The following is a 13952-nucleotide window of genomic DNA, read 5'->3' as shown; positions in this document are numbered from 1 at the left end:
GCCCGCCGGGCGCGTGCAGGCGCCGGCGCGGCTGCCGCGCGCGGGTGAGATCTGGTGGGCGGAGGTCCCGTACGAGGACGGGCCCGGCGCGAAGGACCGTCCCTGTCTGGTCCTCGCCCTGCGCCACGACACCGCGCTCGTCGTCAAGATCACCAGCAAGTACCACGACGAACGCCCGGGCGTCATCGCCCTGCCGCCGGGCTCGGTGGGCGACGCCCAGGGCCGCCCGAGCTTCCTGGAGACGGACGAGCTGCGCGACGTCCCGGTGTGGGGTTTCCGCCGGCGGGTGGGGACGGCGGACCCGGTGGTGTGGGACCAGGTGCGGCATCTGGCGCGGTGAGCGCGGGGACGGCCGCGCCGCCCGGGGCGGCACGCGGGGCCGGACACCACGAGGCCCGGGGGCTTTCGGCCCCCGGGCCTCGTACGTGTGCGGGCTCGGGCTACGCCCAGAGCTGGTCCTGCACCGTGGCGATCGCCTCTTCGGTCGTCGCGGCGGTGTAGAGGCCTGTCGAGAGGTACTTCCAGCCGCCGTCGGCGACCACGAAGACGATGTCGGCGCTCTCGCCGGCCTTGACGGCCTTCTTCCCGACACCGATTGCCGCGTGCAGGGCGGCGCCGGTGGAGACGCCGGCGAAGATGCCCTCCTGCTGGAGGAGTTCGCGGGTGCGGGTGACGGCGTCGGCGGAGCCGACGGAGAAGCGGGTGGTGAGGACGGAGGCGTCGTAGAGCTCGGGGACGAAGCCCTCGTCGAGGTTGCGCAGGCCGTAGACGAGGTCGTCGTAGCGCGGCTCGGCGGCGACGATCCTGACGTCGGGCTTGTGCTCGCGCAGGTAGCGGCCGACGCCCATGAGCGTGCCGGTGGTGCCGAGGCCCGCCACGAAGTGCGTGACGGAGGGCAGGTCGGCGAGGATCTCGGGGCCGGTGGTGGCGTAGTGGGCGCCCGCGTTGTCCGGGTTGCCGTACTGGTAGAGCATCACCCAGTCGGGGTGCTCCGCCGCCAGCTCCTTGGCGACGCGGACGGCGGTGTTGGAGCCGCCCGCGGCCGGCGAGGAGATGATCTCGGCGCCCCACATGGCGAGCAGCTGGCGGCGCTCCTCGCTGGTGTTCTCCGGCATGACGCACACGATGCGGTAGCCCTTGAGCTTGGCCGCCATGGCGAGCGAGATGCCGGTGTTGCCGCTGGTGGGCTCCAGGATCGTGCAGCCGGGGGTGAGCCGGCCGTCCTTCTCCGCCTGCTCGATCATGTGGAGCGCGGGGCGGTCCTTGACCGAGCCGGTGGGGTTGCGGTCCTCCAGCTTGGCCCAGATGCGGACGTCGTCCGACGGTGAGAGCCGGGGCAGTCGGACCAGCGGCGTGTTGCCGACCGCCGCCAGCGGAGAGTCGTAACGCATCGGGATCAGGCCGCTCAGACCATGCCGCCGGCGACGGCCGGCAGGATCGTCACGTTGTCGCCGTCGGCGAGCTTGGTCTCGATGCCGTCGAGGAAGCGGACGTCCTCGTCGTTCAGGTAGACATTGACGAAGCGGCGCAGCTTGCCGCCGTCGACGATGCGGGCCTCGATCCCGGCGTGGCGGGACTCCAGGTCGGCGAAGAGCTCGGCGAGGGTGTCACCGCTGCCCTCGACGGCCTTGGCGCCGTCGGTGTAGGTGCGGAGGATGGTCGGGATGCGGACCTCGATGGCCATGTCGTGGGCTCCTGTCGGAAGGGGCGGTAGGGCGCGCGGCTCTGGCCCCCGCGCGGGGGGGTCGTACTCGGACGTACTCGGAGTTCGGGTGCGCTCGGGCCTGACGGCAGGTGGTTCAGAGCGCAGCGCGCGGCGGACACATCGCGCTGGCGAGGCGGCACAGGTCGACGTGCAGCCGCGCCACGAGCAGGGGCGTGCCCGGCGTCTCTTCGCTCACGTCGTGGGAAACCATGCGCTCATCGTATCGATTCCCGGTCCGGGTTCCGGAATGTGATCTCACATTACGGACAGATCGCGTTCGCCTGACGGACGGGCCCGGCAGGGCCCGGGCCCGCGCTCAGTGCCGTGCGATCACTCGTACGCCTCGACGACCTTGACCTCTTCCTCCTCGACGACGCCGTCGACGATCGTGTACGAGCGGAACTGGAAGGGGCCCGCGCCGTCGGTGTCGGCCGTGGAGACGAGGACGTAGTGGGCGCCCGGCTCGTTGGCGTACGAGATGTCCGTACGGGACGGGTACGCCTCGGTCGCGGTGTGCGAGTGGTAGATGATCACGGGCTCCTCGTCCCGGTCGTCCATCTCGCGGTACAGCTTGAGCAGGTCGGCGGAGTCGAACTCGTAGAACGTGGGCGAGCGCGCCGCGTTCAGCATCGGGATGAAGCGCTCGGGGCGGCCCTCGCCGACCGGTCCCGCGACCACGCCGCATGCCTCGTCGGGGTGGTCCGCGCGGGAGTGTTCCACGATCTGGTCGTACAGGGCTCGGGTGATGGTCAGCATGCCGACAGGATAAGCAGACGGGCCGCCCCGTACCGAGGTTTGGTACGAGACGGCCCGAATGCTGAGAAAGTGCTGGTCAGGACCGCTTGGCGAAGGCGGCGCCCTCGGGGTTGCGGGCCTTCAGCGCCAGGTACGAGACCGCGAGGATCAGGCCCCACACCGGTGCGCCGTACAGGGCGACCCGGTTGTCCTTGTCCATGCCCATCGTCACGATGACCATGCCGATGAAGGCGAGCGAGAAGACGCTGAACCAGATGCCGCCCGGGGCCTTGAAGGAGGACTGGGGCAGCTCGCCGCGGTCGGCCTTGAGGCGGTAGCGGATCTGGCAGACGAGGATGACGATCCAGGCCCACATGCCGGAGATGGTGGCGAAGGAGACGACGTAGTTGAACGCCTCGCCGGGCCACTGGTAGTTGATCCCGACGCCGACCAGCATCAGCGCGGCCGAGACGGTGGTGCCGACCAGCGGGGTGCCGGACTTCGTCAGCTTCGTGAAGACCTTCGGGCCCTGGCCGTTGAGCGCGAGGTCGCGCAGCATGCGGCCGGTGGAGTACATGCCCGAGTTGCAGGAGGAGAGCGCGGCCGTCAGGACGACGAAGTTGACGATCGCGGCGCCGATGCCGAGGCCCATCCGCTCGAACGCCTCGACGAACGGGGAGACGCCCGGGTGGAACGCGGTCCACGGGACGACCGACAGGATCATGATCAGCGCGCCGACGTAGAAGACGGCGATGCGCCACGGCACGGTGTTGATGGCCTTCGGCAGGACGGTCTTCGGGTCCTTGGACTCGCCCGCGGTGACGCCGACCAGCTCGACGGCGAGGAAGGCGAACATGACCATCTGCAGGGTCATCAGGGTCGAGAAGATGCCGTTCTTGCCGGCGAAGAAGCCGCCCAGGTCCCACAGGTGGGTGAGGGACGCGGTGTCACCGGCGTCCGAGAAGCCCAGGGTGAGGATGCCGGCGCAGATCAGGATCATGCCGACGATCGCGGTGACCTTGACCATCGAGAACCAGAACTCCAGCTCGCCGAAGAGCTTCACGGAGATCAGGTTGGCGGCGTAGAGGATGACGGTGAAGACGAGGGCGGACAGCCACTGCGGGATGTCCCACCAGTACGTCATGTAGGTGGCCGCGGCGGTGACCTCGGTGATGCCGGTGACGACCCAGAAGAGCCAGTACGTCCAGCCGGTCACGAAGCCCGCGAAGGGGCCGATGAACTCGCGTGCGTACTCCGAGAAGGAGCCGGACACGGGGCGGTACATGAGGAGCTCGCCGAGCGCCCGCATGATGAAGAAGATGACGAGGCCCGCGGTGGCGTACGCGAGGATCAGGCTCGGTCCCGCGATGGAGATGCCCTTGCCCGCGCCCAGGAAGAGACCGGTGCCGATGGCGCCGCCGATCGCGATCATCTGGATCTGACGGGCGCCGAGTGCCCGGTGATAACCCTCGGCCGGAGCGGAGTCCGCGGCCTCATTGCCGTCGTGCTGCTGATCGACCTGCACTGAGGTCATGGTGGTGCGCCTTTCTCCATGCTGATCCGCGCACCGGCCGGCTCGGCCGTCTGTGCTGCGGATCAGGTCCTGATCCCCCCGGATGTGGAATGGAGTGCTACCGGCGGTCAGCCGGTCAAAGCGCCCCCGGGGACAGGGGTGGCGTCCCCGGGCGGTCGTGAAGATTTATCACGCGCTTAACCGTGATCGGTCGGTATGGGCGTGACGCGCACCACAAAAAAATCCGGACAGAAGGGATTCAAGATGACAGGAGAGGCAGTTGGATAACGTATTCGTTATCCGGATTTGAGCGTCCGCTGAGCGAACGCCCGGTTCCGTCAGGGCAGCAGCGTCTCGACGAGCGTCTCCTGCAGCCCGCCCAGCCACAGGTACGCCATCACCATCGGCTTGCGCGGGTCCTCGTCCGGCAGCCGGTACAGCCGCTCGCTCTCGTCGTCCTCCGTGACCTCCAGCCGGGTGCCGATGGTCAGCCGCAGGTCGTTGAGCGCGCCGAGCCAGGCACGGGACTCGTCGACGGTGAGCTTGAGGATCCCGCCGCCGCCCTCGCCGGCCGCCGCCGAGTCGGAGGCGAGCGAGTCGAGGCTGCGGACCATGGTCAGGGCGTCGTCGCGCTTGCGGGCCCGCAGGTCGTTCTCGGTGAACCGGCGGAAGTCCGCGGCGGCCTGGCGCAGCTCGTCGGTGTCGTCCCCGTACGCGTCGGGGAAGAGCCGGCGCAGGGCCGGGTCGGACGGCGGCTCGCTCGGGCCCTCGGCGAACAGCGCGGCCAGCGGGTCCTCGCCCGCGACCGGCTCGTCGCCCGGGCCGATCAGCTCCATGAGCTGGACCGCGAGCGAGCGCAGGATGGAGACCTCGACCTCGTCGAGCGCGACGGCCGCGCCGCCGCCGGGCAGCGCCTCGAAACGCCCCGCCATCAGCCGCGGTCCTGCGAGAGGGTCGCCCACAGGCCGTAGCCGTGCATCGCCTGCACGTCCCGTTCCATCTCCTCGCGGGTGCCGCTGGAGACCACCGCGCGGCCCTTGTTGTGCACGTCGAGCATCAGCTTGTGCGCCTTGTCCTTGGAGTAGCCGAAGTACGCCTGGAAGACGTAGGTGACATAGCTCATCAGGTTGACCGGGTCGTTGTGGACGAGGGTCACCCAGGGCACGTCGGGTTCGACGACGGCGGAGACCTCCTCGGCCGATTCGGTCCGTTCGATCTCGATAGGCGCAACGCTCACTTAGCCCATGCTGCCACTTGAGAGGGGGCGCCGCACAAACCGACCCCCCGCTCGGCCGCAACCTTCGCACGCCGTTCGCGCAGTATTCGTCAATCTGACGAATACTGCGCTAGCATCATCACATGAACGCTGCGGACCTTGGGCTGCCGGTGGACGTGCCGTCGACCGCGCTCTTCACCGACCAGTACGAGCTGACCATGCTGCAGGCGGCCCTCAGGGCCGGCACCGCGGACCGCAGGTCCGTCTTCGAGGTCTTCACCCGCCGACTGCCCGAGGGGCGGCGCTACGGCGTGGTGGCGGGCATCGGGCGGGTCCTGGACGCCGTCGAGAACTTCCGCTTCGACGCGGGCGTGCTCGGCTTCCTGCGCGAGCGGAACATCGTCGACGAGCCGACCCTCGAATGGCTCTCCCGCTACCGCTTCTCCGGCGACATCTGGGGCTACCCCGAGGGCGAGGTGTACTTCCCCGGCTCGCCGCTCCTGCGCGTCGAGGGCACCTTCGCCGAGTGCGTGCTCCTGGAGACCGTGATCCTCTCGATCCTCAACCACGACTCCGCCATCGCGGCCGCCGCCTCGCGCATGTCGGTCGCCGCCGGCGGCCGGCGGCTCATCGAGATGGGCGCCCGCCGCACCCACGAGCTGGCCGCCGTGGCCTCCTCGCGCGCCGCCTACGTGGGCGGCTTCGACTCCACCTCCGACCTCGCCGCCGGCTTCCGCTACGGCATCCCGACCGTGGGCACCTCCGCGCACGCCTTCACCCTGCTCCACGACACCGAGCGCGACGCCTTCCGCGCGCAGATCGACTCGCTCGGCAGCGGTACGACCCTGCTCGTCGACACCTACGACGTCACCGAGGCCGTCCGTACCGCGGTCGAGGTGGCCGGCACCGGGCTCGGCGCCGTCCGGATCGACTCCGGCGACCTGCTGCTCGTCGCGCACCGGGTACGGGCACAGCTGGACGAGCTGGGCGCGCGGGACACCAAGATCGTGGTCACCTCCGACCTCGACGAGTACGCCATCGCCTCGCTCGCGGCCGCTCCGGTGGACGCGTACGGGGTCGGCACCCAGCTCGTCACCGGCAGCGGCCACCCCACCTGCTCGATGGTCTACAAGCTGGTCGCCCGGGCCTCCTCGGCCGACCCGAAGGCCCCGCTGGTCCCGGTCGCGAAGAAGTCGCTGGGCGGCAAGGCGTCGGTCGGCGGCCGCAAGTGGGCCGCGCGCCGCACGGACGCCGAGGGCGTCGCCGAGACCGAGGTGATCGGCACCGGCCCGGTCCCGCCGGAGCTCGTCGACCGCCAGCTCCTGGTCGAGCTGGTCAAGGGCGGCGACGTGGTGGCCCGCGAGCCCCTGGAGGCGGCCCGCGCCCGCCACATCGCGGCGCGGGCGTCCCTGCCGCTGTCGGCGATGCAGCTGTCGCGCGGCGAGCCGGTGCTGCCGACCGAGTACGCCTGAGCAAGGCACGCGCAATGCCTCAGAGCGCCCCCTCCCTAAGGGAGGGGGAAGTCTCTAGGCTCGACCCCATTCCCAGGACCACCCCGCCGACGCCTCGCTAAGGACACCCGCCATGCACCGCGCATTGATCGTTGTGGACGTTCAGAACGACTTCTGCGAGGGCGGCAGCCTCGCGGTGGCCGGCGGCGCGGACGTCGCCGCCGCCATCACCGAGCTGGTCGGGGAGACGGCGGGGGCCGCGTACCAGCACGTCGTCGCCACCCGCGACCACCACGTCGAGCCGGGCGCCCACTTCTCCGACGAGCCTGACTACCTCACCTCGTGGCCGCGGCACTGCGTGGCCGGCACCGAGGGCGTCGGCTTCCACCCGAACTTCGCGCCCGCCGTCGCCAGCGGCGCGATCGCCGCGGTCTTCGACAAGGGCGCCTACGAGGCCGCGTACAGCGGCTTCGAGGGGCGCGACGAGAACGGCAGCACGCTCGCCGACTGGCTGCGCGCCCGCAACGTGACCGAGGTCGACGTCGTCGGCATCGCCACCGACCACTGCGTGCGCGCCACGGCCCTGGACGCGGCCCGCGAGGGCTTCCACACCCGGGTGCTGCTCGACCTGACGGCCGCGGTGGCGCAGGAGACCACGGACCGGGCCATGGAGGAGCTGCGGCAGGCGGGCGTGGCGCTGACCGGCAACCCGGTCGTCGCCCGGTCGTAGGCGCGCGCAGGCCCGCGTAGGCGCTCACAGCGCCTCAGGCGGCGGGGCTCAGGCGGCGGGGCTCAGGGGCGGGCTCAGGCGGCGGGGCTCAGGCCTCCGGGCTCTTCCGCCACCGGGGCCTTCGGCAGGGACCGTACCGGGTGCCACAGCTCCTGGGCGTCTATCCGCCAGAGCAGGCCGTCCGGGTGGTGCAGCACGGCCGTTATCTCGTCCGGTGTGGGCGGCTCGGCGTTGCCGCGGAGGTAGACGGCGCGCAGCCCCAGGTTCCGCAGCCGGGTCAGGGCGCGGGCACGGTTCGCCGCGTGCACCAGGAAGCGGACGGTGGCGCCGTCGCCGGCCGGGCTGGGCAGTCCGATGGCGACGACGACGCTGCCTCCCGGCAGTCTGCAGAACCCTCCGTTGGGCATGCGAAACCACTCCCCCGTGGAACTACTGTCAATAAGGTCGGGCGGCCATGAGCCGTAGACGCACCTAAACACGATCGGCCGCCGCCCGCTAGGGGGCGACGGCCGATCATGCTCTGACCTGCGGTTATGCAGGAGAATTCGTTGTTACTTCACCGACGGGCCAACCTGGACCGTGACCGTGGAGCCGTCCTTGGCCTCCTTGAGGACACGGATCTGGGTGTTGGTGTCAGTTACCTGGACACTGGCCAGCGGGGTCTCGGGGGACCAGTAGACACCCTTGTGGTCGTCGAAGACCGGGTTGCCGGCCTGGGACGGGACCCAGGTCGCGTTGCCCAGCTTGTGCAGCTGGAAGCCGTCCGTGCCGGAGATGCTGAACGGGGAGTCGTACGACTGGACGCGGGTGCGCATCAGGGTGCCGTCGCCCCACTTCAGCGGGCTCGGGTGCGAGTCGATCGGGAGGACGAGGCCCTTGCCCGGGTGCTGGGAGGTGTTGTTGTCCTTCTGGGACAGGTCCCACTTCCAGATCAGCAGACCGTTCTGGTACGGGTAGTGCTCGACCCAGCTCGCCTTGTCACCGGTGAAGCCGAAGTTGTACGGGCCGACCTTGAGGGTCTGGTCGTACGAGGTGTACTGGCGGTTCTCCGCGATGTAGTACTGCTCGTACTCCTTCGTGAAGCCCTTGCCGATGCGCGAGAAGCCCTTGGCGACCCAGCCGTTGTCACCGTTCTCGGCGTTGTCCGAGAAGACGGCGGCACCGTCGGCGGTCAGCGTGATGGCGTCGGCGGTGAAGCCCTTGCCGCCCGCGCCGCCGTCCGTCTGGTAGCGGAAGCGGAGCTGGAACTTCTTGCCCGCGTAGGCGTCCAGGTTGTACGAGAGCTTCTTGTACGCGCCGGAGGCACCGGTCAGCGCCGGGGCGCCGGAGGCGTCCTTCTGCAGGGCCACGCCGTCGGCCGTGCCGTCGAGGGCTGTCCAGTTGGCGCCGCCGTCGGTGGAGACCTCGGCGTACAGGAAGTCGTAGTCCTGCTCGATGTCGTACCAGCCCTGCAGGTCCAGCTGGGCCTTCGACTTGCCGGTCAGGTCGACGTCACGGGTGAGGGTGTTCTTGAGGTCGTCACCCATGTTGCTCCACCACTGGGTGGCGCCCTCGGCGGGGGCCACGACCTCGGTGGAGACCTTGCTCTTCGGCAGCTCGACGAGGAGCGCCTGCGGGTTCTTGGTGTTGTACTCCGAGACACCCAGCTTGAACTTGGTCTTGGTGGCGCGCTGCCAGTCGTTGACCTTGGCGTAGTTCAGCCAGCCGAGCTGCAGCTTGTCCCAGGCGCTCATGTCGCCGGGCATGTCGCCGATGGAGTCCTTGCCGGTGCCGAGCCAGGAACCGGACGACATCAGGTCCCAGAAGCCGGTCGAGTTGTCGCCGCCACCGGAGGTGTCGTAGTGGTCCGGCAGACCGAGGTCGTGGCCGTACTCGTGGGCGAAGACGCCGAGGCCGCCGTTCTCCGGCTGCATCGTGTAGTCGCCGACCCAGATGCCGGTGTCACCGATCTGCGTGCCGCCGGCCTTGTTGTCGGCCGGGCCGGTCTTGCCGGCGTCGGTGCCGTAGGCGTACCAGCGGTGGGCCCACAGGGCGTTCTTGCCCTGGACGCCGCCGCCGGCCGACTCGTCCTCGCCCGCGTGGACGATCTGGAAGTGGTCGATGTAGCCGTCGGGCTCGTTGAAGTTGCCGTCGCCGTCGTGGTCGTAACGGTCCCACTGGTCGTACTTCGACAGGTCCGCCTTGATCTCGGCGTCCGTCTTGCCCTTGGCCTTCTGGTCGGCGACCCAGGCGTTGACGCCGTCGCGGACGGTGTCCCACACGTTGGCGCAGTTGGTCTGGCCGCAGTAGTTGGAGCCGTAGCGGGCCTCGTTGTACGGGACCTTGACCCAGTCCGAGACCTCGCCGTCGACCGAGTAACGGCCGGAGGAGGTGCGCTCGTAGAAGGTCCTCATGGAGTGCTTCGGCTTGCCGGCCTTGTCCTTGCCGGTGCCGAAGTACAGGTCCTGGAAGTGCTGCTGGTTGTAGTCCGCCTGCCAGGCCGTCGAGTTGTCCTTCGCACGGTCGGGCTGGGCGATCTTGTTGTGCAGCGGGCCGGGCTCGCCACCGTACTTCGGCTTGAGGTCGGTGGTGTCGTCGTCCTTGCGGTCGACCAGGGTGGTGTTGTCCACCTTGTCGCCGAACTCGACGAGGATCGTGAAGATCTTGTCGGTCTTCTCACGGCCGAGCTCGACGTACTTCTTGTTGTCGAGCTTCACGACCTGGGAGCCGTTGCGCTTCTCGACCTTGGTCTCGCCCTTGAGCACCTGCTCCACGGCGGCCTTGCGAGCCTGCTCCTGCTGCTTGCTGAACGGACCGTCGAGGTCGTGGTCGACCGCGGTCTTGTCGATCGCGTTGGCCCGGGCCGCGGCGCTGGCCGCCGGCTCCGAGGTGTGCGAGTCGGCCCAGGCGGTGCCGAACGTCGAGGCGGTTGCGGCGGTGGCCGCGAGCACCACGACGACGGCGGACGCGCTGATCGCCCGTCGCTTGTTGGTCACTTGTTTCGTCCTCCCCAGGGCGCGCTCGACACCGGCGGATCTATGTGGGGTGTCCGCCCGGGCGGAAGCGCGCGTCACAAGTGACGACATTCGACCGGAGTTGAAGCAGAAAAGACAGATCTTGACTTGAACAGGCCAACTGCACTATGCGGGAGTGGATTTCCGATAGTCGAACGTCGAACGAACTCGGGGTGAGCGCGGACGAGGGCCAGGGCGGGCGCGGCAGGGGCGCATGCCAGGACCGGCGCTGGGCCGTGCGCCCCTGCGCCCCCTGTGCACCGGCTCGCGCGGCCCGTGGGTTAGGTCACGCTTACTTACGGTTCCGCTCGGGCATCCACCGTCATAGAGTCGTCCGTTGCCACGCTCGCTCCGAGGGACGGTACCCGTCATGCGCCCGAACGTCGTGAACGTCACCCAGGTCGCCTACGGTTCGGCCACCGTCGTGCTGTCGACGGCCGCCCTGCTGCTGCTCTCCGGCACGACCACGACGCTCGGCATCGCGGCGATCTGCGCCGCGGGGCTGATGTTGGGACTGCTGGTGGCGGTGACGATGCCGGTACGGGCGCGCGCCGTCAAGTCTCCCGACGCGGCCGGATCCCCGCACGAGGAGATCCGGGTGCCCGCCGCACCGGTGGGCGCGGGGGCGGACACCCGGATCGGTTCGTAGTCCGGGACTACTGCGGTACGGACACGACGACCGTCTTGGCGGCCTTGTCGTGCAGTCCCTGCTTGTACGGCTTGTCCACGAGGATCAGGATGAGCAGGAGCAGCGGCCACAGGCAGGCGCAGCAGATCAGCGCGGGCAGCCAGAGCACGAGCGCGCGGACGAGCGAGGTGCTCATCGGCGGCGTCGACCCGTCGTTGAGCATCGCGACGCGCAGCTTCATCCACTTCTTGCCGAGGGTCTGACCGCGCTGCGTCGCGATCATGACCGTGTCGTACGCGACGTACGCGACGATCGTGAGCAGCTGGAACGCCAACTGGCCGCCCCCGTTGAGGCTGTTGACGGTGGCGTCGAAGTTGTCGTTGTTCGCGGCGCGCTTGTAGACGTCGAACGGGATGCCGATGATCGCGAGCGGCACGGCGATGATCAGCCAGTCGATGATCCGGGCGACGATCCGGCGCCCGGAGTCGGCGAGCGGGGGCATGCCGGCGAGCGGGTCCGGGCCGCCGTAACCGTAACCGCCGTCTCCGCCGTACGGGGGCGGGGGCGGGGGCGGCGGCATGTTGTCGTACGGGTTGCCGGGCGGGGGCGAGCCGCCGGGCGGTGGACCGCCGGGTGGGGGGCCGGGCGGCGGTGGACCGCCGGACGGTGGACCGCCGGACGGTGGACCGCCGGACGGTGGACCGCCGGACGGTGGACCTGGCGGCCCCGAGGGCCGCTTGCTGAACGGGTCGTCCTCGGGCGGCGGGCCCGGGGGCGGAGGCGGCGGCTGATCGTTGCTCATGGGGGCAGTGCATCCCGCCCCCATGGCCCCCGCAAGGAATCGCCGCCCGTTCGGGGGACGGTGCCCGGGCGGCGGCTACCGGGCCACGAAGGTCCCGGCCGCCTTGTCGTGCCAGCACTGCCGCCACGGCCGGTCGAACAGGCACCACAGCACATTCAGCACCCCGACGCCGAGCAGCCCGAGCACCCCGTACACCAGCCACCGCCGCAGCGCGGCCCCGAACGTGGGCGGCTCGTGCGCCTCGATGTCCCGCACCTGGATCCCGCACACCTTCTTCCCCAGCGTGCGCCCCCACTTGGCGGTCGGCACCACCTCGTACACGACCCCGAGCACGAAGAACGCGGCCAGCACGATCCCGAACTGCACCGCCGTCGTCGAGTCGACCAGCCACACCTGCACGGTCACCCCGGACTGCCGCGCCGCCTCGATCTTCTCCTCGATGTGCGCGAGCGCCGCACTGACGAAGGGATACGCCACGGCCCCAACGGCCGCGCCGAAGACCGCCCCGTCGATGATCCGTGCCAGCAACCGCCGCCCCATCCCGGCCGGCCGCGCGGCGGCCTGCTCGCGAGCGGCGGAGGTGAAGACGTCGTCGACGGGAGGCTTCCAGGGGACGACGGGGGGCGCGGCGGAGTCGGGAGCTGGGCCGGACTGGCCTTGGGGGGCCCAGGGGGCGGGGGCGGCGTGCGGGGCGGCGGACTGCGGGGCGGCGCCGTGGGAGGCGGCGGCCGGCAGGGCCGCGCCGTGCGGGGCTGCCCCTTGCGAGGCGGCGGACTGTGGAGCAGCGCCGTGGGGGGCTGCCGCCTGCGGGGCGGCGGAGTGCGGGGCCGCGCCGTGGGACGCGGCGGCCGGCAGGGCCGCGCCCTGCGAGACCGCGCCCTGCGGGGAAGTGGCCGGGTTTATGGGCATCCCGCCGAGCCGCGCGGACGCGGCGGCGGGGGCCGCGGGCTGCGAGCCGACGGAGGGCCAGGAGGGCGCCACCGGGGCGGCGTTCGCCTCGGAGCGCGGCGAGGCGGTGCCGGACCAGGCCGCGGGGTGCCCCGGCCCACTGCCTCGGCCAGGCCCGGAGGCCGCGCCTTCGGCCGCGGGGCCTCCCGGTGTCACGGCCGGGGTGTCGTCGGAGCCCTGGACGCCGTTGCCGGCTGCGGAGGCCGCACCGGGCCCCCGGCCGCCGAAGTCGGCGGAGTCGCCCCGTACCGCCGCCGAGCCGGCACCGGCGGACGGCTCCGGGGCCGCGGAACCGGTGACGGCGCGGCCTGAGGCCTGCCCACCGGGGGGAGTCGCACCACGCGCGCCGTCGGTGCCGGCGCCGGGCGCAGGCCAAGCAGGGGACCCTCCGGACCCCTGCCCCGGCGCGGCCGCGCCGGTGGCGGCACCGCTGGGCGTACGACCGTCCGAAGGCGTCCCGGCCCCGGCCCCGGCCCCGACCCCGGCCCCGTGGACCGAGCCCGCCCCACGAGCGCCGCCCGTGCCGGCGGTTGCCGGCTCGGCGCCGCTCCCGGCGGCAGGCCAAGCAGGGGACCCGGCCGCGCCGGTGGCGGCAGCGCCGCCGGGCGTAGGGTCACCGGAAGGCGCGCCCGCGCCGGTCTGCGCGTCGGCCGCGGGCCAAGCCGAAGCAGCGTCAGCAGAAGCACCCGATCGGGTGTCAGTCGACCCACCGGCGGCGGGCCAGGCAGGCGCAGCGCCGGCCGCCTGGCCCGGCACCGCCGGGTGTGCCGCGTCGGTGTCGGCGGGCGCGGCCTGCTGTCCGCCCCCGCCGCCGGCCGCGGGCCACCCCGTGCTCGCCGAGCGCGGGTCCGTCGCGTCCGGGCGTCCCCAGGAGACGCGTTGGTCGCGCTCGCCGCCGAAGCCCGTCTGCTGGGAGGTGGAGGCCTGCCAGGCCGAGGCCGCGGGGGCCTCGTCCAGGAACATGGGGCCCGTTTCCTCGACCGAGGGGGCCGGCTGGGCGGCGGCGGAACGGGGCGCGCCGGGGAGGGCTTCGCCCTCCTTGGGGGCCGGCCGGCTGGTGCCGGGGACCCACGCGTTGCCGTTCCAGAAGCGGATGTACCCCGGAATGGACGGGTCCGGGTAGTAGCCCGCCTGCGGTACGTCTCCGCCGCCTCCTGGAGGAGTAGCCACTGCCCCGACTCCGTTCCGTCACAACGCCTTGATCCGCTCGGACCGCGCCCGCGGCCCAGGG

Annotated in this window: 15 protein-coding genes and 1 pseudogene; 4 read left to right on the top strand and 12 right to left on the bottom strand. The window is 71.2% G+C overall.

The window, feature by feature from the left end; genetic code table 11:
* Positions 1 to 340, top strand: a 340-nt coding sequence (locus tag ACWEJX_RS18915; protein ID WP_451608562.1) for a type II toxin-antitoxin system PemK/MazF family toxin, incomplete at its 5' end; no start/stop codon positions are given.
* Between the two features lie 100 nt (positions 341 to 440).
* On the opposite strand, the gene ACWEJX_RS18910 is transcribed toward ACWEJX_RS18915, so the two are convergent.
* The 7 genes from ACWEJX_RS18910 to clpS all read right to left on the bottom strand — a co-directional run bounded on the left by ACWEJX_RS18910 (position 441) and on the right by clpS (position 5190).
* A complete protein-coding gene (locus tag ACWEJX_RS18910) occupies positions 441 to 1391 on the bottom strand; it encodes a PLP-dependent cysteine synthase family protein (RefSeq protein ID WP_451608561.1) in 951 nt (316 codons plus the stop codon).
* Positions 1392 to 1405: 14 nt separating this feature from the next.
* On the bottom strand, positions 1406 to 1684 hold the full coding sequence (locus tag ACWEJX_RS18905; RefSeq protein ID WP_451608560.1) for a MoaD/ThiS family protein: 279 nt from the start codon (positions 1682 to 1684) through the stop codon (positions 1406 to 1408).
* A gap of 115 nt (positions 1685 to 1799) precedes the next feature.
* Entirely contained in the window at positions 1800 to 1916 is a 117-nt protein-coding gene (locus ACWEJX_RS18900) for a putative leader peptide (RefSeq protein WP_365756632.1), read from the bottom strand.
* Between the two features lie 119 nt (positions 1917 to 2035).
* A complete protein-coding gene (locus tag ACWEJX_RS18895; RefSeq protein ID WP_403800867.1) occupies positions 2036 to 2461 on the bottom strand; it encodes a Mov34/MPN/PAD-1 family protein in 426 nt (141 codons plus the stop codon).
* 76 nt (positions 2462 to 2537) lie between these two features.
* On the bottom strand, positions 2538 to 3974 hold the full coding sequence (locus tag ACWEJX_RS18890; RefSeq protein ID WP_451608559.1) for an amino acid permease: 1437 nt from the start codon (positions 3972 to 3974) through the stop codon (positions 2538 to 2540).
* A 317-nt stretch (positions 3975 to 4291) separates the two neighbouring features.
* On the bottom strand, positions 4292 to 4885 hold the full coding sequence (locus ACWEJX_RS18885) for a DUF2017 domain-containing protein (protein WP_451608558.1): 594 nt from the start codon (positions 4883 to 4885) through the stop codon (positions 4292 to 4294).
* The gene (clpS, locus tag ACWEJX_RS18880) at positions 4885 to 5190 is read right to left on the bottom strand and encodes an ATP-dependent Clp protease adapter ClpS (RefSeq protein ID WP_352080754.1); all 306 of its coding nucleotides are present in this window, start codon (positions 5188 to 5190) and stop codon (positions 4885 to 4887) included. The genes ACWEJX_RS18885 and clpS overlap by 1 nt, the downstream gene beginning before the upstream one ends.
* Positions 5191 to 5312: 122 nt before the next feature.
* On the opposite strand from clpS, the gene ACWEJX_RS18875 reads away from it, so the two are divergent.
* Both ACWEJX_RS18875 and ACWEJX_RS18870 read left to right on the top strand, forming a co-directional pair.
* Positions 5313 to 6641 (top strand): nicotinate phosphoribosyltransferase, encoded by a 1329-nt coding sequence (locus tag ACWEJX_RS18875; protein WP_451608557.1) that lies wholly within the window; start codon positions 5313 to 5315, stop codon positions 6639 to 6641.
* A 112-nt stretch (positions 6642 to 6753) separates the two neighbouring features.
* Positions 6754 to 7350, top strand: coding sequence for an isochorismatase family protein (locus ACWEJX_RS18870; protein ID WP_403800860.1), 597 nt, complete (start codon positions 6754 to 6756; stop codon positions 7348 to 7350).
* 74 nt (positions 7351 to 7424) lie between these two features.
* Here ACWEJX_RS18870 and ACWEJX_RS18865 read toward each other — a convergent pair whose 3' ends face one another.
* Positions 7425 to 7757 carry a hypothetical protein gene (locus tag ACWEJX_RS18865; RefSeq protein ID WP_451608556.1) on the bottom strand — a complete coding sequence of 111 codons (333 nt, stop codon included), beginning with the start codon at positions 7755 to 7757 and terminating at the stop codon, positions 7425 to 7427.
* A gap of 144 nt (positions 7758 to 7901) precedes the next feature.
* Positions 7902 to 10325, bottom strand: a complete 2424-nt coding sequence (locus ACWEJX_RS18860) for an immune inhibitor A domain-containing protein (RefSeq protein WP_451608555.1) — start codon at positions 10323 to 10325, stop codon at positions 7902 to 7904.
* A gap of 388 nt (positions 10326 to 10713) precedes the next feature.
* On the opposite strand from ACWEJX_RS18860, the gene ACWEJX_RS18855 reads away from it, so the two are divergent.
* Positions 10714 to 10992, top strand: coding sequence for a hypothetical protein (locus ACWEJX_RS18855; protein ID WP_451608554.1), 279 nt, complete (start codon positions 10714 to 10716; stop codon positions 10990 to 10992).
* Positions 10993 to 10999: 7 nt separating this feature from the next.
* On the opposite strand, the gene ACWEJX_RS18850 is transcribed toward ACWEJX_RS18855, so the two are convergent.
* The 3 genes and pseudogenes from ACWEJX_RS18850 to ACWEJX_RS18840 form a co-directional block, all read right to left on the bottom strand.
* On the bottom strand, positions 11000 to 11773 hold the full coding sequence (locus tag ACWEJX_RS18850) for an RDD family protein (protein WP_451608553.1): 774 nt from the start codon (positions 11771 to 11773) through the stop codon (positions 11000 to 11002).
* 75 nt (positions 11774 to 11848) lie between these two features.
* Positions 11849 to 12754, bottom strand: coding sequence for an RDD family protein (locus ACWEJX_RS18845; protein ID WP_451608566.1), 906 nt, complete (start codon positions 12752 to 12754; stop codon positions 11849 to 11851).
* Between the two features lie 1017 nt (positions 12755 to 13771).
* Positions 13772 to 13891 (bottom strand): annotated as a pseudogene (locus ACWEJX_RS18840) (DUF2510 domain-containing protein); the annotation flags it as partial.
* Positions 13892 to 13952: the final 61 nt, after the last annotated feature.

The sequence above is a fragment of the Streptomyces sp. NPDC004788 genome (assembly GCF_053601115.1).
This window is presented reverse-complemented; position numbering and strand designations above follow the sequence as displayed.

What these genes read in the sequence shown, in the direction of transcription:
- ACWEJX_RS18875 (WP_451608557.1), top strand. Translation starts at nt 5,313, where the DNA reads ATGAACGCTGCGGACCTTGGGCTGCCGGTGGACGTGCCGTCGACCGCG.
- ACWEJX_RS18895 (WP_403800867.1), bottom strand. Translation starts at nt 2,461, where the DNA reads ATGCTGACCATCACCCGAGCCCTGTACGACCAGATCGTGGAACACTCC.
- ACWEJX_RS18870 (WP_403800860.1), top strand. Translation starts at nt 6,754, where the DNA reads ATGCACCGCGCATTGATCGTTGTGGACGTTCAGAACGACTTCTGCGAG.
- ACWEJX_RS18900 (WP_365756632.1), bottom strand. Translation starts at nt 1,916, where the DNA reads ATGGTTTCCCACGACGTGAGCGAAGAGACGCCGGGCACGCCCCTGCTC.
- ACWEJX_RS18890 (WP_451608559.1), bottom strand. Translation starts at nt 3,974, where the DNA reads ATGACCTCAGTGCAGGTCGATCAGCAGCACGACGGCAATGAGGCCGCG.
- ACWEJX_RS18905 (WP_451608560.1), bottom strand. Translation starts at nt 1,684, where the DNA reads ATGGCCATCGAGGTCCGCATCCCGACCATCCTCCGCACCTACACCGAC.
- ACWEJX_RS18885 (WP_451608558.1), bottom strand. Translation starts at nt 4,885, where the DNA reads ATGGCGGGGCGTTTCGAGGCGCTGCCCGGCGGCGGCGCGGCCGTCGCG.
- ACWEJX_RS18850 (WP_451608553.1), bottom strand. Translation starts at nt 11,773, where the DNA reads ATGAGCAACGATCAGCCGCCGCCTCCGCCCCCGGGCCCGCCGCCCGAG.
- ACWEJX_RS18865 (WP_451608556.1), bottom strand. Translation starts at nt 7,757, where the DNA reads ATGCCCAACGGAGGGTTCTGCAGACTGCCGGGAGGCAGCGTCGTCGTC.
- ACWEJX_RS18855 (WP_451608554.1), top strand. Translation starts at nt 10,714, where the DNA reads ATGCGCCCGAACGTCGTGAACGTCACCCAGGTCGCCTACGGTTCGGCC.
- ACWEJX_RS18910 (WP_451608561.1), bottom strand. Translation starts at nt 1,391, where the DNA reads ATGCGTTACGACTCTCCGCTGGCGGCGGTCGGCAACACGCCGCTGGTC.